Origin of the sequence: Arthrobacter sp. B6, from assembly GCF_001663775.1 — a bacterium.
GTDB lineage: Bacteria > Actinomycetota > Actinomycetes > Actinomycetales > Micrococcaceae > Arthrobacter.
On record NZ_KV467169.1, the window covers coordinates 1,249,053 to 1,268,910 of the forward strand.

Sequence of the window (19,858 nt, forward strand, 5' to 3'; positions counted from 1 at the left end):
CTTTCCCCGCCAGGGTGAATACAGATCGGTGATGTCCCAGGACCAGACCTGGCCCGGTCCGGTCGCCATCACAACCGGTTTCTCCCGTGGGGGCCGGTTGTTCCGGCTCCTGGTAGGGATCGTGGGGCGCAGCATCTGGTCCTCGATCTGGGCCGCGACCCGCCACCAGGTCCGGCGGGAAGCGAGGACCACCCCCTTGTCCCACGCGGCCGCGTAGGAATGGTCAACCGAGACCTGGTTGGCCCAGCCGTCCAGAATGTATTCGCAGATCCGGTCGCGATCCCCGGTGCTGATCCGCGATTCATAGGCCCGCTCAGACTGGGCGAGCGGGTCCTGCACGCGTTCGCGGGGGTTCTGCCGGTAGTGCCAGGTCGAGCGCGACACGCCGGCGCACTCGAGGGCTTGCCGCTGCGAGCCGGTGAGCTTTGTCAGCTCCCGGACGAGGAGGTTCTCGGCTTCGATGAACCTTTCGGATCTTTCGTCCGGGCCGTATCGGGCTCTGGCACGTTCAACTCGTGCAAGAGCCCGATAGCTTTTCCCAGAGCAGTATTCGTGCCTTCAAGTTCACGGATACGGCCCTTGAGCTGTTCGACTTCGGACTGGTGTTCAGCGATCTCCTTGGCGCGCGCTTTCTCAAACGCGGACCACTCGCCATTCGTGCGGGCCATACCCCCATGCTCTCGTGGAATCAGATTCCGGTCGAGATCACCCTCTTGCACCATCTTCCGCCACCGCCGGAACGTCCATTCAGTCACTGGCTAAGAGGCAAGCCATTCCTTCCTCGTCCCATACGGCTGCACGTAATACTCATGTACCAATTCCCGAATCTCATCGCGGCTAATACCTCGCGGACCAACAGTCATGGCTGCTCCTGTTCCCTTCAATCACTGACTGACTCACAACCAGCCTGACGTAGAGGGTCGGCGCAGGAAGTGAGAGAGCGTCCTGCGATTCGGCGCAGGAAGTGATAGAGCGTCCTGCGATTCGGCGCAGGACGTGAGAGAGGGTTGCCGGGCGGGCACCACTCTCCCCCGGTAGCGAACGGCCCGCCCCATTGCCCGCAGGGATCTATATATTGAAGGAATGACCCAGACTCCGCTGCAGGATTCCGCCACCACTTCCACCACGCCGCCCGTCGCCAGGAAGGTGCCGCACGAGCGGACGCACCACGGCGACACCTTCGTGGACAACTACGAATGGCTGCGGGAGAAGGAATCCCCCGAGGTCGTTGAGCACCTGAAGGCAGAGAACGCCTACCAGGAGGCCGTCACCGCGCATCAGGAACCGCTGCGGGAGGCCATCTTCCAGGAGATCAAGGGCCGTACCCAGGAGACAGACCTGTCCGTCCCTAACCGCAAGGACGGCTGGTGGTACTTCAGCCGCTCGGTTGAAGGCAAGGAATACGGCATCCAGTGCCGCGTCCGCGCCCAGGACACCGGCAACCCCGTGGCCGACTGGACTCCCCCGGCAGTGGAGGCCGGCGTCGAAATCCCCGGCGAGGAAGTGCTGCTGGACTGCAACATCGAAGCCGAAGGAAAGCCGTTCTTCTCCGTGGGCGGCTCGGCCGTCACTGTGGACGGGAACCTGTACGCCTACGCCGTGGATAATTCCGGCGACGAACGCTTCACCCTGCACATCAAGGACCTCCGCACGGGCGAGCTCCTGCCGGACGTCATCGAGAACATCTTCTACGGCGTCAGCTTCTCCCCCGACGGCACCCGCATCTTCTACACCGTGGTGGACGACGCGTGGCGCCCGTACCAGGTCAAGTCCCACGTCCTGGGCACGCCCGTCACCGACGATGAGGTGATCTACCAGGAGGACGACGTCGCCATGTGGCTGGGCTTTGAGCTCTCCTCTGACAGGCGCCACCTGGTGCTGGGCATCGGCTGCTCCGAATACAGCGAGACCCGCCTGCTGCGTTTTGATGACCCGACGGCGGCGCTCACCACCGTGATCTCCCGCGACGAGCGTGTGCTCTATGAGGCCGAACCGTTCCTGCTCACCGGCCCTGACGGCACAACCCACGAACGCATCGTCATCACCCACAACCGGAACGCCGTGAACTCCATGGTCTCCCTGGCTGACCCGGCCGAGCTCGCCAAGCCGCTCTCCGAGCAGCGCTGGGACACCGTCGTCGGGCATTCCGACGACGTCCGCGTCAACGGTGCGGGCGTCACCTCCACGCACCTCATCGTGTCCATCCGCAAGGACACCATCGAACGGGTCCAGGTGATGGGGCTGGCCGGCCTGGGAACACCCGCGCAGGAGTCCCCCGTGGAGCCCGCGTTCGACGAGGAGCTGTATACAGCCGGCGTCGGCGGTTCCGACTACGAGGCCCCGGTGATCCGGCTGGGCTATACGTCTTACTTCACGCCGTCGCGCGTCTATGACTTTGTCCTGCCCACCCCTGCCCAGCCCGCGGGCGAGCTGCTGCTGCGCAAGGAAAGCCCGGTACTGGGCGGCTACGACCGCAACGACTACGTGGCCACCCGCGAATGGGCCACCGCCGCCGACGGAACCAGGATCCCGCTGTCCGTGCTGCGGCACAAAGCCGTCAAGCAGGATTCGACGGCGGCCGGTCTGGTGTACGGGTACGGCTCGTATGAGCTGAGCATGGACCCGGGCTTCGGGATTGCGCGGCTGTCACTGCTGGACCGGGGTGTGGTGTTTGTGATTGCCCACATCCGCGGCGGCGGCGAACTGGGCAGGCACTGGTACGAGGACGGCAAGAAGCTCACCAAAAAGAACACCTTCACCGATTTCGTGGACGCCACCGACTGGCTGGCCACCTCCGGCTGGGTGGACCCGTCCCGGATTGCGGCGCTGGGCGGCTCCGCGGGCGGCCTGCTGGTGGGCGCCGTGGCCAACCTGGCACCGGAAAAGTACGCCGCGGTGGTGGCGCAGGTACCGTTCGTGGATGCCCTCACCACCATCCTGGACCCGGAGCTTCCGCTCTCGGCTTTGGAGTGGGAGGAGTGGGGCAATCCCATCACGGACCCTGAGGTCTACGCCTACATGAAGTCCTACTCCCCCTACGAGAATGTCCATTCAGTTGCGTACCCGAAAATCGCCGCCGTAACGTCCTTCAACGACACCCGGGTGCTGTATGTGGAGCCCGCAAAATGGGTCCAGGAGCTGCGCAACAAGACCACCGGCAGCGAGCCCATCCTCATGAAAATCGAAATGGACGGCGGCCATGGCGGGGCCTCCGGCCGGTACGTCCAGTGGCGGGAACGCGCGTGGGACTATGCGTTCATCGCCGATTCGCTGGGCGCCACGGAACTGCTTCCGGGCGCCGGCCTGAAATAACCCCATCGATTGCTCCCCACCGGCACCCTCGCCTCGCAAGCTCGGCCAGGGAACCCTGCCGGCGTGGGCCCAGGCCGTTTTGGGCCTTCAAAAGGGCGCTGTTGGAGCAATCGATGGGGTTTCCCCAGGGCTCGACAAGGCCCTTCAGGTCCGGGGGCGGGCGCACCAGTACACAATAAAGCTAATCATGCTTACTATTGTCTGGCGCTGGGCTGCCCGCTGGGGGCAGGTCAACCCGCGCGGAAACTGGAGGTTGCGTGAGCATGGAACATGAAATGCGTCCCCTGTCTGACGACGAACTGACATCTGAGCAGGCCACAGCCTTGCCGGACAAGGAAGTTGCATCCATTTTGGACCTGAATGCGGATCTGGACCTGGGCATCAACGCGGCGGCCCCCATCGACCTGGCCGTGGCGGCCAATGCCAACGTGGCTGCGCCGATCGACGCAGCGGCGTCGGCCAACATCCTTTCCTACGGTTCGGAGGCGCAGGCTTTGGCGGACCAGGGCGTCATCATCGACCAGGGAATCGTGGCAGACGCCAACGCCGCGTCCACCCAGGACAGCACCATCAGCCAGGGCAGCGGCACGGTGGAGCCAGACGAATCCGCCGCGGGCACCACGGATGGCGGGCTCCTGCCGGACGGAACCATTCCGGATGGAACAACGCCCGACGTCGGTGCGCTGCCGGTTGATCCCGCAGCAGCCGTTGGCGGGGACCTCCTCAACGTCAACGTGGACCTTGCCGCCGACGCCGACATCGCCGCCCCGATCAACGGTGCCGTGGCAGCCAACGCCAACGTTGCTGCCCCGATTGACGCCGCCGTCGCCGCCAACATCGGTTCCATCGACAGCCAGGCCTACGCCGTGGCCGAGCAGGACGCCATCATTTCCCAGCACATCGAGGGCGAAGCCAACGCGACTGCCGACCAGCAGTCCAACCTCGCACAGTAAGCACAGATGACCGACGCGAACGGCGGGCCGCGCCCCGAGGCGGGCCCGCCGTCGTCCTCTGCCACCGTTACCGAAGGCAGGCTGGAGATTCCCGCCCGGGCCGACGGCATCCAACTCCTGGGCCAGCCTGAAGGGTCCGGCTACCGTGAGGCCCCGTCCCTGGTCCGCCGCGCGGACGGCCAGACGCTGCAGCTGACGCGCCTGCTCTACCTCGTGCTGGAGGCCGCTGACGGGACGCGGAGCGTGGAGGAGATTGCGCAGCACGCCAGCACCGGTTCAGGAAGGCTGGTCAGCGGCGACAACGTCCGTACGCTGATCACCTCCCAGCTGCTGCCGATGGGGCTGCTCCGCCTGGCTGACGGATCCCAACCGGAGGTCCGGAAGGCAGACCCGCTGTTGGGCATGCGTTTGCGCTACACGGTGACGGATCCGGAACGCACCCGGAAGCTCACGGCGCCGTTCGCAGCACTGTTCCAGCCGCTGATTGTGGTGGCGGTAGTGGCCGCGTTCCTGGCGGCCTGCTGGTGGGTGCTGATGGTCAAAGGGCTGGGCTCTGCCACGCATGAGGCCTTTGGGAACCCCGCGCTGCTCCTGCTGGTCTTCGCAGTCACGGTCCTCTCCGCGGGATTCCACGAATTCGGGCACGCCGCGGCGGCCCGCAAGGGCGGCGCAACGCCTGGCGCGATGGGCGCCGGGCTCTACCTCATCTGGCCGGCGTTCTTCACCGACGTCACCGATTCGTACAGGCTGGGCCGGGGAGGCCGGCTCCGCACAGACCTGGGCGGACTGTACTTCAATGCCATTGTTGCGGTGGCCATCATGGCGGCCTGGTGGGCCACCGGCTTTGATGCGCTCCTGCTGGTGGTGGTGACCCAGATCCTGCAGATGGTTCGGCAGCTTCTCCCGCTGGTGCGGTTCGACGGGTACCACATCCTGGCCGATACCACCGGCGTTCCCGACCTCTTCCAGCGCATCAGGCCCACCCTGCTAGGCCTGCTTCCCTGGCACTGGGGAAAGCCGGAAACCAAGGTACTCAAGCCCTGGGCGCGCGCCGTGGTGACGCTCTGGGTCCTGGTGACCGTGCCGTTGCTGCTGCTCAGCCTGGCCCTGATGGTGATCGCACTGCCCCGTCTGCTCGGCACCGCATGGTCCAGCGTGCTCGGCCAACAGGCCATGCTGTCCGACAGCCTGGCCGCCGGGGACCCCGCCGGCGCCGCCGTCCGGGCCCTGGCGATCATCGCCGTCGCCCTTCCTGTAGCGGGGGTGCTCTACCTCCTGCTCCGCCTCCTCCGCCAGCTGGCCGTGGGTTTGTGGCAAAAAACGCGTGGCCGCGCCGTGCAGCGCGTCGCCGCCATGGCCGCCGTCGCGGCAGTGTTCGCCGGGCTGGCATGGGCATGGTGGCCCGACGGCGGCACGTACCGCCCGGTCCAGCCCTACGAACGCGGGACGCTGGCGGACGCCACCACATCCGTGTTTCCACAGGCGGAAACCGTGCTCCGGGAAGGCCAGGCGGGCAGGACCGTGGCGTTGTGGCCTGCCGGGGCGGACATGCCGACCCGTGAAAACCCCCAGTTGAGCATGGTGCTGGTCCCCGAGCCTGGGCCATCCACCGCTGAGTCCACCGCCCCGGGCACGGCCGCCGGCACCGCCCCGTCGTGGGTCTTTCCGTTCAGCCAACCGGACGCTCCGCAGGCCGGCGACAACCAGGCCCTGGCGGTGAACACCACTGACGGATCAGTGACATACAGCGTGGCATTCGCCCTGGTCTGGGCTGAGGACGGTGCCCCCGTTGACACAAAGAACGAGGCTTATGCCTTCGCCAGCTGCACAGGATGCGCAGCGGTGGCGGTGGGTTTCCAAGTGGTGCTCATTGTGGGCCAGGCGGACGTCATCGTGCCCGAAAACCTGTCCGCCGCTGCCAACTACAACTGCCTGGACTGCCTCACCTACGCTCTGGCGAGCCAGCTTGTCCTCACCTTGGACGGCCCGCTCAGCGAGGATGCCATGTCCAGGCTGAACGCACTGTGGGCCGAGATCGCCGCCTATGGCAGGAACCTCCGGAATGTGCCGCTCTCAGAAATCCAGGCACGGCTCGCCGACTACAAGGAACAGATCACCGCGGTGATCCAGGCAGACTCCGGAACCTCAAAGTCCGGGAGCACGGCCCCCACAGGGCCGGCCACTACCGGCCCGGCACCGGCGCCGAGCCTGCCAGCTTCCCCCGGATCCACGGCTCCAGGGCCCACGGCACCCGCGCCCGCCCCGGCAGGCACCGGTGGGGCCACTTCGCCGGCCACCGGGCAGCCGACGCAGCCCGCGTTGGGTGACCCGCCGCCGTCGTCCGATCCAACCGGCACCGCCCCGGCGCCCTCAACGACGGCTGACGGAACGGCTCCTGAACCCCAGCCTTCCACCGCACCCAGCTAAGGGGCAGCCATGGCACTGTGCAAAGGGAGCCAGTTCAGTTGCCTTCCTGCCCGTACTCGGGATGCTCTGCCAGCAGTTCCGACAGCGTCTCGAGGTTGGCGCGGACCGTCCTGGTCTGTGCCGCTTCCACGAAACGGTCGGCGAGTTTTCCGAACACTCCGCCGAGACCTGAGGCCGCGTCGATCCGGTAATTGAATCTGGTCCCGTCGCCTTCGGGTTCGAGGATTGTGGTGATGGTGAAATCGAACTGCCCGTCCACCGAACGGGATACGATCCGGGTGGGAGGCTGGAATTCCGTGATCTCAGCAGTCCAGTCGAACTTCCTGCCGACCACCTTGCTGGTGCCCTGGGCCCGGGTGCCCACGGCTTCGGGTACGCCGCCGACCGTTTCCGCATGCAGGACCGACGAGTCCCAGACCGGGATGTTTTCATTCTTGGACACAAAATTGAAGACCTCCTGGGGAGGCCGGGAAATGTAGACGCTGTCTTCTACGACTGGCATGACGAGCACTCCTTGGACACACCTGTTGCCGGCCCGGCTTGGCCGGCAGCTAGGCACAGCGTCAGTGTGGCCCCGGCAGAAAGGGCCGTCAAGGGGCCCAGGGTTCCCACCTCCCGGTCCTCCCGGTAGGGTCGAAGCCTAGCCAGCGGAGACGGGCACATGGCCACGTGGTGGCCCGCGCCCGCCTACGAAAGGAAGCGCCCCGTGAACACCAGGCACCACGACGTCCTCATCATCGGCGGAGGCAACGCCGGCATCTCCCTGGCGGCACGCCTGCACCGCTACGGCGTCACTGACATCGCCGTCGTCGAACCAAAAGACCATCACCTGTACCAGCCCCTGTTCTCCCACATCGCCGGCGGGCGGGCGAAGGCGAGCGAGGCAATCCGGGCGCAGTCCTCGGTCACACCGCCCGGTGTCGAATGGATCCGGGACGGAGCCACGGACATCAACGCCGGCGCCAGCACGGTGACGCTTGGTTCCGGCGGCCAGGTCACCTACGGCCACCTGGTGGTCTGCCCCGGCCTGCAGCTGGACTGGGACAAGGTTCCGGGGCTGGCGGCTGCCGTACACTCCCCGCACGGCGCCTCGCATTACGAGTTCGCCCTGGCCCCCAAAGCCTGGACGCTGCTCAGCAGCCTCCAGTCGGGCACAGCGGTGTTCACCATGCCGTCCGGACCGGCCAAATGCGCGGGCGCAGCCCAGAAGCCCATGTACCTGGCCTGCGATTACTGGAAGGAACACGGAGTCCTCGATGACATCCGCGTCATCATGGTCCAGCCCTACCCCACCGTCTTCGGCGTTCCGGGTGTTGATGAGGAGCTGAACCGGAAAGTCGCCGAGTACGGCATCGAACTGCGCCTCAACAGCGAACTGGCCTCCGTGGATCCCGCGGGACAGATGGCGCTGATCCGGGACAACGTGGCCGGCACCACCGAGGAACTCCGCTACGACGTGCTGAATGCCGTTCCCCCGCAGTCGGCGCCGGACTGGCTCAAGGCAACCGATCTGCCGGCCGCGCGGGATGACGGCGGCTTTGTGCAGGTGGACCCGGAAACCCTCCGTCACGTGCGCTACCCGAACGTCTGGTCCCTGGGCGATGCGGCGGGCACCACCAATTCCAAGTGCGGCGGCGCGCTGCGGAAGCAGGCCAAGGTGCTGGCGAAGAACCTGGTGGCGACCCGCCGTGGGGCGCCGCTGAGTGAGAAGTACGACGGCTATGCGGTGTGCCCGTTCACGGTGTCCCGTTCCACGGTGGTTTTCGCCGAGTTCGACGCCGGCTACCGGCCAATGCCTTCCATCCCCAAGGTTCCGACGTGGAAGGAAAGCCGCGCCTCGTGGGTGGTGGACCGCGACGTTTTCCCGCAGGTCTACTGGAACCTGATCCTCAAAGGCCGGGCTTAGTCCGGGCGCGCCATTCCCCATCGACTGATCCCCACCGGCACCCTCGCCTCGCAAGCTCGGCCAGGGAACCCTGCCGGCGTGGGCCCTGGGCCGTTTTGGCCGGCGAAAAGGCCTTTACGGAGCAGCCGATGAATGGACGACGGCGGCAGTCGCCTCCGCGATGGCGCGCTCCTCGTCGGTGGGAACCACCAAAACCGGGAGGGCGGACTCCGCCGTGGAAACCACGCGCGGTTCCTTGGACCGCTGGCTGTTCAGGCCGGCGTCGAGCTCCACACCCAGCGCACCCAGGTGCCCGGCCACCAGGGCGCGGAACTCGTGCGAGTTTTCGCCGATGCCGGCCGTGAACACCAGCGCCTTGGCGCCCCCGACAGCCACGTGGTATCCCCCGATGTACTTGGCCAGCCGGTAGGACGTGACCGCGAGCGCCGTCGCAGCTTTGGCGTCGCCGCCCTCGGCTGCCTCCACCACCGAGCGCATGTCATTGTTGCCGGCGAGCCCTTTCAGGCCTGATTCGCGGTTGAGCATGGTGTCGATGTCCTCCGGGGTCCAGCCCTGACGGCCCAGGAAGACGAGGATGGAGGGGTCCAGGTCACCCGAACGGGTCCCCATCACCAGGCCCTCCAACGGAGTAAAGCCCATGGAGGTGTCCACGGACTTGCCGCCCCGGATGGCCGTGACGGAGGCGCCGTTCCCCAGGTGGGCGATGACGCCGTCGAACTCCTCCACGGGCAGGTCCAGCAGCGCGGCGGCCCGGTGCGTCACGTATTCGTGCGAGGTTCCGTGGAAGCCGTAGCGGCGGATGCCATGGTTCGTGTACAGCTCGTCCGGCACGGCATACCGCCAGGCGTGCTCGGGCAGGGTGCGGTGGAAGGCGGTATCGAACACGGCAACCTGCGGGAGGTCCGGCCATTTTTTGGTGATGGCACGGATGCCCAGGACGTTGGCCGGATTGTGCAGCGGCGCCAGCGGGTTGAGCCGCTCGATGGCGCGGGTGATCTCATTGTCGATCAGCACGGGCTCGGCGAAACGCTCCCCGCCGTGCACCACTCGGTGGCCCACTGCCGCCAGTTCGAGCTCGCCGAGTTCCTGGTGGATGGCGGCGTCCACCTGTTCCAGCGCCGCAGCATGGTCCCGCGGGCCCTCGATTTCGCCGTCCCCGTCGCCGCCGTTGCCCATGCCGATCTTTTCGATCAGCCCTTCGGTCAGCACACTGCCGGCCGCGACATCGCGGACCTGGTATTTGAGCGAGGACGAGCCGGAGTTGATGACGAGCACGAGCATAGGGGCCTCCTGAGCCTTGCTGTTGCGGATACAGCTGCCGGGGCAGCGGTCTGGCGTCATGCCGGAGCCTGGCGCAGCGCTCCGTAGGTCCCACTATATTTGCCGGGGGACTCCGGCGTTTGTATTTGAGAACCATTCTCATTAGACTGACTGACATGCATCTCACTGTGATCAGTTCCCTGGACGCTTTGTGCCGCCAGCAGGCCTGCGAGGCCGCGGCCGCCGCGAATCCCCGGGCCGTGGTGGTCCTCCACGACCTGCTGGAGAACGGCCTGGTCATCCGGCGCGTATTTAGCCAAAGCATTCTCCTGGAACGCGCGGAGACCCGGCTGGAGCACGGCTGCCTGAGCTGCACGGTCCGGCTCGACGTGGTTCCCACGGTCGAGCGGCTGCTGGAGCGTGGAGAGCAGGCGGTGATCATCGGGCTCCCGCCGGCAGTGTCCTCCGAGGCGGCCATCGGAGCGCTGCGGCGTGGGCTCCCCCGGAGCGTCACGGTCGAATCCGCCGTGCTCGCCTGCGCGCCTGACACGCTGGAAGACCACATCTGGGACCACCACACGCTGTTCGAGTCCGGATTCACGCCCGTCCCCGAGGACAACCGGACGCCGGGCGAGTTCCTGATGGGCGAACTGTCCTTCAACGACACCGTCCTGCTGGCCGAGCCCGCGCTCGTCCCTGTGGACCCAGCCCTGCGGAGCCGGGGCATCCAACTGGTCAGGGAGCTCGCACCGCACGCGGACGTGGTGGCGGACCCCCGCGAGATCCGCCCCGGCCGTCACGACTACCAGGACGCACTGGGCCGCACGGTTCCAGGTTCGGTCCGGATCCCCGTTGCCGCGTCGGCGTCGCCGTTCACTACCGTCACGCACCGGGCGGAACGGCCCCTGCACCCGGAAAGGTTCCGGGAGGCTCTGGTGTCCCTCGCGGAAGGCTGCTGCTGGCTGCGCGGGCGGCTGTGGATCGCCGCCGCACCCCGCTGCCGGATCGCGATCCAGGGCATCGGTCCCCGGGTCTGGCTGGAAAACACCGGGCCGTGGCTGGCAGACCGGGACGCCGGCGCCGCATCGGATCCCCTGGATTTCGTGGACGCCCACCTGGACTGGCATCCGGAACACGGTGACCGCTGCAGCGTGATCGCGGCCACGGGCGACGGGATCGATCCCGCTGAAATCGCCGGGCTGCTCTCCGCCTGCGAACTGACGGACGCGGAAATGGAGGCCGGATTCGCCGGCCTGCCGGACCCGTTCGAGCTGGACCACACACCCCAACAAGAAGGAGCACAACCATGAAAGTCCGAAACTCACTCCGCGCGCTGAAGAAGATCCCCGGCGCGCAGATCGTCCGACGGCGGGGCCGCACATTTGTGATCAACAAAAAGAACCCGCGCATGAAGGCCCGCCAGGGCTGAGTCCGCGGACCGACTCACCCGGCGCCTGCCGTTGCGTTGGCGGCGGCAGGCGCTTAGAGTCGGCGGACAAGCAGCACCACGCAGAGAGGGACTTTCATGACGAACGGCACCACTCAGCCTGACAGCGCCGAGCCTGACGCCACCGACCCCAACACCGGGGCAGGCACAAAGGATCCCACCGGCGTCGAAGGTGCCAACCCGGCCCTGGACGACACCGGGACCCCCAAGGCGGAGGAAGCCGGTGAGGCACCGGAACCGCCGGAGAATCTGGAAGAACTGGACCTCACACCCACTGGCCTCTCCGACGAGCCAGCCAAGCAGGAGGACCCGGACAGCATGGCCAAACCGGAAAACAGCTGACCGGCCCAGCGGTTAACGGTCGACGGCGGCACTCTCGCGGGTGCCGCCGTCGGACGTTAACCCGGCGGGCGGCTAAACCGCTGCCGGGAGCGGAGGTTGAACCGGGGTTTGCGCCTGCGCCTGGATGGCCGTGATGGCCACGGTGTTCACGATGTCCTCCACGGTGCAGCCGCGGGAGAGGTCGTTGACCGGCTTCCGCAGCCCCTGCAGCACCGGCCCGACCGCTACCGCCCCGGAGCTCTGCTGCACCGCCTTGTAGGTGTTGTTGCCGGTGTTGAGGTCCGGGAAGATGAACACGGTGGCCTGCCCGGCAACGGAGGATCCAGGCATTTTTGACTCCGCAATGGAAGCATCCACGGCGGCGTCGTACTGGATAGGGCCTTCGACGGCGAGGTCCGGGCGGCGCTCACGCACCAGTTCGGTGGCCTGCCGCACTTCGTCCACGGCTTCGCCGGACCCCGAACCGCCGGTGGAGTAGGACAGCATGGCCACCCGCGGCTCCACACCGAACTGCTCGGCGGTTTCGGCGGAGGCAAGGGCGATGTCCGCCAGTTGCTCCACGTTGGGATCGGGGTTCACGGCGCAGTCGCCGTACACCAGCACACGGTCCGGCATCAGCATCAGGAACACCGATGACACGATCTTCACGCCGTCGCGGGTCTTCACGAACTCCAGCGCCGGCCGGATGGTGTGGGCTGTGGTGTGTGCTGCACCGGACACCATGCCGTCCACCACGCCCAGCTGGACCATCATGGTGCCGAAGTAGCTGCCGTCCTGCATGATTTCCAGCGCCTTGGCCAGGTCCACGCCCTTGTGCGCCCGCAGCTCGGCGTATTTTTCCGCGAAGCCCTGCCGGAGCTCCGAGGTTGCCGGGTCCACGATGTTGATCCCGGACAGGTCAATGCCCCGGGCCGCGGCCAGCTCACGGACGTCGGTTTCCCGGCCCAAAACGGTCAGATCGCAGACATCGCGGCGGTGCAGGATCTCGGCGGCGCGCAGGATCCGCACGTCCGTCCCCTCCGGCAGCACCACATGCCGGCGCTGGGCCCTGGCCCGTTCGATCAGGTCATGCAGGAACCGCAGCGGCGTCATCCGCTCGGCGCGCGGCAGGTGCAGGCGCTCCACCAGCTCCGCCTCATCCACGCGGCGGGACCACAGGCCCAGCGCCGAGGCAACCTTGCGCCGGTGCCCGGACCAGATCTCGCTGCGCACCTCGGAGACCCCGCGGGCTGTGGTGTAGGTGTCCTCGCCGGCGGCGAACACCGGGAACGGCGCCTGCGCCAGGAGCGGGTAGATGTTGGCGTCGGGAGCCAGTCCGCCGGTGAGGATCAGGCCCGACGGCACCGGGAATTCAGGCGAGAACGACGACGCCAGGCACGCCACCATCACGTCCGCCCGGTCCCCCGGCACGATCACCAGTGCACCCTCATCCAGCACGTTCAGGAAATTGCCCACGTTCATGGCCGCCACCTTGATGTCCCGCACGTCACGTTCCATGTCGGCGCGGCCGGCGATCTGGCGGACTCCCAGGGCTGTTGCCACTTCGCCGGTGGTGGGGCGGGCGATCTCCTCCAGCTCCGGCAGGACGTACACCGGCCGGCCGGATGCCCCCGGCTTCACGGCCGCCGCAATTTCCTCCACCTGCTCCGGGTCAGCGCGGTTCACCATGATGGCCAACAGCGCACATTTTTCCGCGGACAGCTCCTTGCGGGCAACCTCGACGGCGGCCCCCGCCTCGGCGACGCTCAGCCCCTTCGCGCCCACCACGGCCACCACCGGGGCGGCCAGGTTGTTGGCCAGGCGGGCATTGAGGTCGAATTCGACGGCGGCGTCCTGGCCGGTGAGGTCGGTCCCCTCCACGATCACCACGTCGCAGTGCCGCGACATTTCGGCGAAGATCTCCACACAGCGGGCGTCGATGTCGGCGCGCTTCCCTTCGGCGAGCAGCGCACGGGCTTCGGCGCTGGTCAGGCCGCCGCGGCACCGGTCGTCGTCGAGTTCAAAGCGGGCCTTCATCAGCGCCACCATGGGGTCGTCCGCAGCGTCCGGTCCGTGGACCACGGGCTTGAAGAAGCCGATCCTGTCCGCGTGCCGGTGCAGCGTGTCCGCCAGGCCCAGGGCCACGAGCGACTTGCCCGACCCGGGAGTGGTTGCGCTGACGTAAATGCCTTTGGCCATGGTCCGCCCTTTGCTGTGGCTGGTGCAGGTCCCTCCATCCTGTCACTTCCCCGCCCGGGCCCAGCGCACCGCATCCTCCATCGATTTGTCCGTCCCAACCCAACCAGGTAGCAGCAGATGTCGTTTTGAGGACCCAGACCGACATCTGCTGCTACTTAGTTGGGCCGCCCACGCACGCCCTCCGCGGCTGGCCACCCTTGACACCGACCCCCTCCATGGGATTACCTAATGAACATTCGGTAAATAAAGCTGGAGGCAATGACGCATGGCTGAAGCAACACTCTCCGGGGCAATCCACCCCATCCTGGAAAACGACTACGCCTCCGAATGGATGGGCATCAAGGTCCTCGCCCTCAGCGACGGCCACGCCACCATCCGCATGACGCTCCGGCAGGAAATGCTCAACGGGTTCGGCATGGCGCACGGCGGAATGATCTTCGCCTTCGCCGATACCGCCTTCGCCCTCGCCTGCAACCCGGTGAACCCCGCGCCGGGCGAGACGGACAGCATCACCGTTGCGGCCGGCGTCGATATCAATTTCCTCAAGCCGGCCTACCGCGGCCAGGTGATCACCGCCGTCGCAGACCGCCGCTCCAGCGCGGGCCGTAGCGGACTCTACGACATCCAGATTTTCGCCGCCGACGCCGACGCGCAGCCCGATCCCCAAAACCCGGGTGAACTCATCGCCGAGTTCCGCGGACGCAGCCGCACCATCCCCAAGAAGTAGGAAAAACATGACCCTCCACGCCCCCGAAACCCCGGTGCCGCAGGCAACCAGCGCAGCCACCGACGCCGTCCTTGACCGCGAGGAGACCATCTCCCGCGACGAGCTCGAGGCCCTCCAGCTCAGCCGGCTGCAGAACACGGTGGCCTACGCCTACGACCGGGTCCCGCTCTACAAGCGCAAGTACGACGACGCCGGCATCCACCCCACCGACCTCCGTGAACTCAGCGACCTGGGCAACTTCCCGTTCACCACCAAGGAAGACCTGCGCGCCGAATACCCCTTTGGCATGTTCGCCGTCCCGCAGAACGAAGTAGCCCGCATCCACGCCAGCTCGGGCACCACGGGCCGGCCCACCGTCGTCGGCTATACCAAGCAGGACCTGGCTGACTGGGCGAAGTTGGTGGCCCGCTGCTTCCGCGCCGCCGGCGTCCGCCCCGGCATGAAGGTCCACAACGCCTATGGCTACGGGCTGTTCACCGGCGGCCTCGGCGCGCATGCCGGGGCCGAAGCGCTGGGCTGCACCGTGATTCCCATGTCCGGCGGGCAGACCGAACGCCAGATCCAGCTCATCCAGGACTTCCAGCCGGACGCCATCCTGGCCACACCCACCTACCTGCTCACCATCGCCGACGCCATGGCGCACATGGGCATTGACCCGACGTCCACGTCCCTCAGGTACGCGGTGCTGGGCGCGGAGCCGTGGACGCAGGAAATGCGGCACGAGCTCGAAGTCACCATGAACATCAAGGCGTGCGACATCTACGGGCTGTCCGAAGTGATGGGCCCGGGGGTCGCCGGCGAAGCGGTGGAAACGCAGGACGGCAGCCACATCTGGGAAGACCACTTCCGCCCCGAAATCATCGACGCCTTCAACCCCGCCCCGGGCAAGGAGAACGTGCTGCGCGACGGCGAACACGGCGAACTCGTCTTCACTTCGCTGACCAAAGAGGCGCTGCCGATCATCCGATACCGCACCAAGGACCTCACCCGGCTGCTGCCCGGCACCGCCCGCCCCGCGCACCGCCGGATGGGCCGCATCACCGGCCGGAGCGACGACATGATCATCCTGCGCGGCGTGAACCTTTTCCCTTCCCAAATCGAGGAAATCGCTCTGCGCATCCCCGAGCTGAGCCCGCACTTCCAGCTTGAGCTCACCCGCCCGGAAGGCCAGCGGATGGACCAGCTGACGGTCCGGATCGAGCGCCGGGACGCGGTCACCCCCGAGCAGAGTGCGACGGCGGCACGCGCCTTGAAGGAGCAGATCAAGATCCACGTGGGTTCTTCGTGCGCCGTGGACGTGGTGGACCCGGGATCGCTGGAGCGGTCCAATGGCAAGCTGCGCCGGATCTACGACCTGCGGCCGAAGGGCTAGACGGCCCGCCCGCCTGCGCAGACTGACCGACCGTTCGTGAGAAACTAGCCACTATGCCCAGCACCAGCGAAATATCCAGCCCCGAAGCCCCCGCCAAGCGCGGCCGGCCAGGCTACGACCAGCAGTCGGTCCTGCTCATCGCCGTGGACGTCTTCAACCGGCACGGCTATGACGCCACATCCATGGGCATCCTCGCCGAGAACCTGGGCATCTCCAAGTCCGCGATCTACCACCACGTGCCGTCCAAGGGCGACCTCCTCAAGCTGGCCCTGGACCATGCCCTGGGCGGTCTGGAGGCCATCCTGGAACGGCCCGAAGCGACGTCGGGTGCCGCCGACGCCCGGCTGGAATTTGTGCTGCGGCAGACGGTGGCCGTGCTGGTGGAACGGCTCCCGTTTGTCACTCTGCTGCTGCGCCTGCGGGGCAACACCGAGATCGAACGGGACGCCCTGGAGCGGCGGCGCGCCTTCGACCACAAGGTTGCCGGCCTGATTTCCGCGGCCCGGGACGAAGGCTCGCTGCGGCAGGACATCGATCCCCGCACCGTGACGCGTCTGCTGTTCGGAACCATCAACTCGATCGTGGAGTGGTACAAACCGGGAGGCTCGCTCTCCCCCGAAAAGCTGGCCGACGACGTCATCACCATCGCATTTGAGGGGCTCCACGCCCACTCCTAGTCGGAATACTAAGCGTGCTTGGTATTCCCGGTGATCCCGGGCTACGGTGGATGGAAGAACCAGCGTCCGCCAGGAGGTTGCCCCATGAAGCTGCGAGCCGCTCCGCAGGGTCCGCAAACGCGCCGTCTCCTCGCCGGTTTTTTCGCGGTGGTACTTGGTTCCGCAGCGGCCCTCACCGCCTGCACAGGCAGCCCGGATCCTGCCCCTTCGCCCAGCGTTTCCCTTGGTTCCGGCAGCCCCACCCCCAACACCTCCCCCGGTCCCGCTTCCCCTGAGGGCACCGGGACAGCCATGAGCATTTCGCAGATCGTGGAGAACCTCTCCCCGTCTGTGGTCACCATCTTCACCGAACAGGGGCTGGGCAGCGGCGTCGTCTACTCCGAGGACGGCCTGATCCTCACCAATGAGCACGTCATCCGCGGCGAAACCGAGGTTGAGGTGGCCTTCGCGGATGGCCAGCGCGTCGCCGGCACCGTCAGGGCCACCGACCCCGTGACCGACCTCGCCCTCGTCCAGGCGGACCGGACAGGCCTGCCGAAGCCCACGTACCAGACCTCGCTGCCCAAGGTGGGTGAAGGGGCCGTTGTGCTGGGCTCGCCCCTGGGCTTTGAAAACACGGCCACGGCCGGGATCATCTCCGGCCTTCACCGCTCCATCCCCGGCTCGGCCCGGAACAGCCTGTCACTGATCGACCTGATCCAGACCGATGCGCCCATCAGCCCCGGCAACTCGGGCGGCGCCCTGATCAACATGCGCGGCGAGGTGGTGGGCATCAGCGAGGCCTATATTCCGCCGTCGTCCGGTGCTGTGGCACTGGGCTTTGCTATTCCGGCGGCCACAGCCGTCGAGGTTGCCGAGGAACTGCTGGCAGACGGCTCGGCAAAGCACGCCTATCTGGGGCTCACCCCGGGCGGACTGACCCGGCAGATCGCTGAGCAGCTGGGCACCGACGCGAGCACCGGCGTCGTGGTTCTGTCCGTTGACGGCGACGGGCCGGCCGGCACTGCCGGTATCCGCCCGGGAGACGTCCTGGAGTCAATGGAAGGCGTGGAACTCGCCGCCCCGGAGAAGCTGCTGGCGGAACTCAGGATCCGCAACCCGGGTGACACCGTGGGCTTCAAGGTCAAGCGCGGAAACGAGAGCCTGGACATCAAGGTAGACCTCATCGAAAGGCCAGCAGGCCCGTAAGCCGAATCCGAGGGCTGCGCCCGCCGAGGACGCGAAGGCCAGGATTTACGAGGCAGGAGGGGAGCCCCCGTTCGCTGGGACGCCCCTCCTGCGGCTTTTGGGTACGTGTGGTGCAGGTCAGACCTGGTACTCGGCCTGCATGCTCCCCAAGGTCTCGTGGACGCACAGGATGTTGTGCTCCGTGTCCATGAACCAGGCGCACTTCTCCGAGTCGGTGGTGCAGATGTGGTTTTCGGTCCTAAGGTTAGGCAGGTCGTAATCCTGGAACCGGATGCCCCTGGCCTCCATGTCCTGCACGATCCGCTCAATGTCGCGCACCTCGAAGCTGAGGGCGGTGTGCTCGGAGTGCTTTCCGTCCGAGACCGGCAACAACTGCAGCATCGGGCCGCCGTCGGTACCCAGTAATTCGCTTCCATCGTCTGTCATTCCGCGGTGCGGGAGTCCCAGTTTTTCGGTGTAGAAACTACGGGCGCGCGCTGCATCATCGACTGGCAGGATGGTTGTGGCTGTGTTCAGGGCTAGGTTCATTTCGCCACCTCCTACGGAGGAAATTTTACGCCTCAGCGGCGCGGAAAGATCCTCAACCTTCTCCCACATCCTGCAGCCTTTTCCTCAGCGCTCTCCCACATCCTGCAGCCTTTTCGCCAACCCTCCCTCGCTGCCTGCAGGGCGGGTGCCTGACCGTCCATGAGAAACTGGCCACTATGCCCAGCACAGCCAGCACGCCAGTTTCGAGGTAAATCCCATCTCCACTGACCTGATCTTCAGCAAACTGCGCCGGTTGTGGCCTCAGGTCCTCCCGGTCCGATGGGGACGGGTGTTGAACTCGCCCGCAGGCCTGCTCTGGGGCTATCTGCTCATCCACTTGGCCTTCCTCCTCTTTTCGCTCGCCTTTTCGCTGCGGGGAGCGGCCCTCGGCGACACCGCCATCTACCGCGACTGGATGCTTTCCGGCTTCAGCGACAATCCAACCGGCGGCCCCAGCGCATCGGTTTATCCCATCCTGGCAGTGGTGCCCATGGCATTGGCCGGCGCGGCCGGACCCGGGCTGTACTTCTCCGGGTGGGTCCTGATGGTCACCGTCCTCAACGGCCTGGCCATCGGCACGCTGACCCAGTGGGGCCGCCGGCAGGAAGCGATCAGGGCAGCTTGGTGGTGGCTGGTGTTCCTGTCGGTACTCGGCTTCGTGGGGTTCTCACGCGTGGACGGTGTTACGGCCCCGATCGTTCTCATTGCCCTGGCATTTGGCGTGTCCGCGCCGTTCACCGCCGCTGTGCTTCTCAGCATTGGCACCTGGATCAAGGTCTGGCCGGCAGCGGTCCTGCTGGCGCTGTTCGCGGTGGGCAGGAACCGTGCGCGCCTGATGGCCGCCGGGATCGCGGTGACGGCACTAGCAGCGGGCCTCGCCGTCGTGATGGGCTGGCTCCCTAAACTGCTCAATTTCCTGACCCTGCAGGGCGACCGCGGCATGCAGCTCGAAGCCACCTTCAGCACTCCCTGGGTGTGGCTTTCGGTGCTGGGCGTCGAAGGTTCGCGGACCTACCTCAACGTGGGGATCGGATCCATGCAGGTGGACGGACCGGGAACGGAACTCATGTCCATCCTGATGCAACCGCTGCTTCTCCTGGCCGCCTTTACGGTTGCCGGCTTGATTTTCTGGGCCCTTCACAACGGCAAGCAAATGGGCGGCGCGGACCGGACCGAACTGCTGCTCATGGGATCGCTGAGCCTGGCCACCGCATTCATCGTGTTCAACAAGGTGGGCTCGCCGCAGTTCGTCCTGTGGCTGGGTCCGGCAGTAGCGGCGGGACTGGCGTACAACTGGAAGGAGTGGCGTGTTCCGGCGGCCTTGGTGATGATCATCGCCGTCGCCACCTTTGTTGTCTTTCCGGTGCTGTTCAACCCGCTCAGCAACAACCATCCCCTTGCAGTGCTGGTGCTGACCATCCGCAACCTCCTGCTGATGGTGCTCCTGTACTGGTCGGCGCGGCGGCTTTATGCCTTGGGGAAGGGCGTTCCCGCGGAAGTGCCCAAGGCCCCAGCCCAAGTAGGTAGCAGTTAATGTCGTT

17 protein-coding genes and 1 pseudogene are annotated in these 19,858 nt (G+C 66.6%); 12 read left to right on the forward strand and 6 right to left on the reverse strand.

What is annotated here, in order from left to right; translation table 11 throughout:
- A pseudogene (locus AU175_RS22080) lies at positions 1-384 on the reverse strand (hypothetical protein); the annotation flags it as partial.
- 44 nt (positions 385-428) lie between these two features.
- Complete coding sequence (locus AU175_RS22085) at positions 429-668, reverse strand: hypothetical protein (RefSeq protein WP_197497187.1); 240 nt, start codon at positions 666-668, stop codon at positions 429-431.
- A gap of 415 nt (positions 669-1,083) precedes the next feature.
- On the opposite strand from AU175_RS22085, the gene AU175_RS20500 reads away from it, so the two are divergent.
- The 3 genes from AU175_RS20500 to AU175_RS20510 all read left to right on the forward strand — a co-directional run bounded on the left by AU175_RS20500 (position 1,084) and on the right by AU175_RS20510 (position 6,692).
- On the forward strand, positions 1,084-3,312 hold the full coding sequence (locus AU175_RS20500) for a S9 family peptidase (protein WP_066293954.1): 2,229 nt from the start codon (positions 1,084-1,086) through the stop codon (positions 3,310-3,312).
- Positions 3,313-3,575: 263 nt separating this feature from the next.
- Positions 3,576-4,265, forward strand: a complete 690-nt coding sequence (locus tag AU175_RS20505) for a peptidoglycan-binding protein (RefSeq protein ID WP_066293957.1) — start codon at positions 3,576-3,578, stop codon at positions 4,263-4,265.
- A gap of 6 nt (positions 4,266-4,271) precedes the next feature.
- The gene (locus tag AU175_RS20510; RefSeq protein ID WP_066293959.1) at positions 4,272-6,692 is read left to right on the forward strand and encodes a hypothetical protein; all 2,421 of its coding nucleotides are present in this window, start codon (positions 4,272-4,274) and stop codon (positions 6,690-6,692) included.
- Positions 6,693-6,726: 34 nt separating this feature from the next.
- Here AU175_RS20510 and AU175_RS20515 read toward each other — a convergent pair whose 3' ends face one another.
- A complete protein-coding gene (locus AU175_RS20515; RefSeq protein WP_066293961.1) occupies positions 6,727-7,194 on the reverse strand; it encodes an SRPBCC family protein in 468 nt (155 codons plus the stop codon).
- 159 nt (positions 7,195-7,353) lie between these two features.
- Here AU175_RS20515 and AU175_RS20520 point away from each other — a divergent pair, with 159 nt between their 5' ends.
- A complete protein-coding gene (locus AU175_RS20520) occupies positions 7,354-8,598 on the forward strand; it encodes an NAD(P)/FAD-dependent oxidoreductase (protein ID WP_066293963.1) in 1,245 nt (414 codons plus the stop codon).
- A gap of 114 nt (positions 8,599-8,712) precedes the next feature.
- Here the strand turns inward: AU175_RS20520 and AU175_RS20525 are convergent, their stop codons facing one another.
- Positions 8,713-9,879: an acetate kinase gene (locus AU175_RS20525; protein WP_066293970.1), complete on the reverse strand. Its 1,167-nt coding sequence runs from the start codon at positions 9,877-9,879 to the stop codon at positions 8,713-8,715.
- Between the two features lie 155 nt (positions 9,880-10,034).
- Between AU175_RS20525 and AU175_RS20530 the strand changes: the two genes are divergently transcribed.
- The 3 genes from AU175_RS20530 to AU175_RS20540 all read left to right on the forward strand — a co-directional run bounded on the left by AU175_RS20530 (position 10,035) and on the right by AU175_RS20540 (position 11,647).
- Positions 10,035-11,168, forward strand: a complete 1,134-nt coding sequence (locus AU175_RS20530; protein ID WP_066293972.1) for a GTP-binding protein — start codon at positions 10,035-10,037, stop codon at positions 11,166-11,168.
- A complete protein-coding gene (gene ykgO, locus AU175_RS20535) occupies positions 11,165-11,287 on the forward strand; it encodes a type B 50S ribosomal protein L36 (RefSeq protein ID WP_011693081.1) in 123 nt (40 codons plus the stop codon). Before AU175_RS20530 ends, ykgO begins: the two co-directional genes overlap by 4 nt.
- A 96-nt stretch (positions 11,288-11,383) precedes the next feature.
- Positions 11,384-11,647, forward strand: a complete 264-nt coding sequence (locus AU175_RS20540; RefSeq protein ID WP_066293974.1) for a hypothetical protein — start codon at positions 11,384-11,386, stop codon at positions 11,645-11,647.
- A gap of 72 nt (positions 11,648-11,719) precedes the next feature.
- On the opposite strand, the gene pta is transcribed toward AU175_RS20540, so the two are convergent.
- On the reverse strand, positions 11,720-13,825 hold the full coding sequence (gene pta, locus AU175_RS20545; RefSeq protein ID WP_066293978.1) for a phosphate acetyltransferase: 2,106 nt from the start codon (positions 13,823-13,825) through the stop codon (positions 11,720-11,722).
- Between the two features lie 265 nt (positions 13,826-14,090).
- Between pta and AU175_RS20550 the strand changes: the two genes are divergently transcribed.
- From AU175_RS20550 to AU175_RS20565, 4 genes are all read left to right on the forward strand, one after another.
- The gene (locus AU175_RS20550; RefSeq protein WP_066293986.1) at positions 14,091-14,552 is read left to right on the forward strand and encodes a hotdog fold thioesterase; all 462 of its coding nucleotides are present in this window, start codon (positions 14,091-14,093) and stop codon (positions 14,550-14,552) included.
- A 7-nt stretch (positions 14,553-14,559) separates the two neighbouring features.
- Positions 14,560-15,924, forward strand: coding sequence for a phenylacetate--CoA ligase PaaK (gene paaK, locus AU175_RS20555; RefSeq protein WP_066293988.1), 1,365 nt, complete (start codon positions 14,560-14,562; stop codon positions 15,922-15,924).
- A 53-nt stretch (positions 15,925-15,977) separates the two neighbouring features.
- The gene (locus tag AU175_RS20560) at positions 15,978-16,601 is read left to right on the forward strand and encodes a TetR/AcrR family transcriptional regulator (RefSeq protein ID WP_066293989.1); all 624 of its coding nucleotides are present in this window, start codon (positions 15,978-15,980) and stop codon (positions 16,599-16,601) included.
- Positions 16,602-16,685: 84 nt separating this feature from the next.
- On the forward strand, positions 16,686-17,789 hold the full coding sequence (locus tag AU175_RS20565; protein WP_066293994.1) for a S1C family serine protease: 1,104 nt from the start codon (positions 16,686-16,688) through the stop codon (positions 17,787-17,789).
- Between the two features lie 117 nt (positions 17,790-17,906).
- Here the strand turns inward: AU175_RS20565 and AU175_RS20570 are convergent, their stop codons facing one another.
- Positions 17,907-18,317: a VOC family protein gene (locus AU175_RS20570; protein WP_066294602.1), complete on the reverse strand. Its 411-nt coding sequence runs from the start codon at positions 18,315-18,317 to the stop codon at positions 17,907-17,909.
- Between the two features lie 217 nt (positions 18,318-18,534).
- Here AU175_RS20570 and AU175_RS20575 point away from each other — a divergent pair, with 217 nt between their 5' ends.
- A complete protein-coding gene (locus AU175_RS20575; protein ID WP_066293997.1) occupies positions 18,535-19,851 on the forward strand; it encodes a glycosyltransferase family 87 protein in 1,317 nt (438 codons plus the stop codon).
- The last annotated feature ends 7 nt before the right edge of the window (positions 19,852-19,858 follow it).

Excerpts from the sequence above, each read along its gene's own strand:
- AU175_RS22085 (WP_197497187.1), bottom strand. The coding sequence starts at position 668 with ATGGCCCGCACGAATGGCGAGTGGTCCGCGTTTGAGAAAGCGCGCGCC.
- AU175_RS20500 (WP_066293954.1), top strand. The coding sequence starts at position 1,084 with ATGACCCAGACTCCGCTGCAGGATTCCGCCACCACTTCCACCACGCCG.
- AU175_RS20505 (WP_066293957.1), top strand. The coding sequence starts at position 3,576 with ATGGAACATGAAATGCGTCCCCTGTCTGACGACGAACTGACATCTGAG.
- AU175_RS20510 (WP_066293959.1), top strand. The coding sequence starts at position 4,272 with ATGACCGACGCGAACGGCGGGCCGCGCCCCGAGGCGGGCCCGCCGTCG.
- AU175_RS20515 (WP_066293961.1), bottom strand. The coding sequence starts at position 7,194 with ATGCCAGTCGTAGAAGACAGCGTCTACATTTCCCGGCCTCCCCAGGAG.
- AU175_RS20520 (WP_066293963.1), top strand. The coding sequence starts at position 7,354 with ATGGCCACGTGGTGGCCCGCGCCCGCCTACGAAAGGAAGCGCCCCGTG.
- AU175_RS20525 (WP_066293970.1), bottom strand. The coding sequence starts at position 9,879 with ATGCTCGTGCTCGTCATCAACTCCGGCTCGTCCTCGCTCAAATACCAG.
- AU175_RS20530 (WP_066293972.1), top strand. The coding sequence starts at position 10,035 with ATGCATCTCACTGTGATCAGTTCCCTGGACGCTTTGTGCCGCCAGCAG.
- ykgO (WP_011693081.1), top strand. The coding sequence starts at position 11,165 with ATGAAAGTCCGAAACTCACTCCGCGCGCTGAAGAAGATCCCCGGCGCG.
- AU175_RS20540 (WP_066293974.1), top strand. The coding sequence starts at position 11,384 with ATGACGAACGGCACCACTCAGCCTGACAGCGCCGAGCCTGACGCCACC.
- pta (WP_066293978.1), bottom strand. The coding sequence starts at position 13,825 with ATGGCCAAAGGCATTTACGTCAGCGCAACCACTCCCGGGTCGGGCAAG.
- AU175_RS20550 (WP_066293986.1), top strand. The coding sequence starts at position 14,091 with ATGGCTGAAGCAACACTCTCCGGGGCAATCCACCCCATCCTGGAAAAC.
- paaK (WP_066293988.1), top strand. The coding sequence starts at position 14,560 with ATGACCCTCCACGCCCCCGAAACCCCGGTGCCGCAGGCAACCAGCGCA.
- AU175_RS20560 (WP_066293989.1), top strand. The coding sequence starts at position 15,978 with ATGCCCAGCACCAGCGAAATATCCAGCCCCGAAGCCCCCGCCAAGCGC.
- AU175_RS20565 (WP_066293994.1), top strand. The coding sequence starts at position 16,686 with ATGAAGCTGCGAGCCGCTCCGCAGGGTCCGCAAACGCGCCGTCTCCTC.
- AU175_RS20570 (WP_066294602.1), bottom strand. The coding sequence starts at position 18,317 with ATGAACCTAGCCCTGAACACAGCCACAACCATCCTGCCAGTCGATGAT.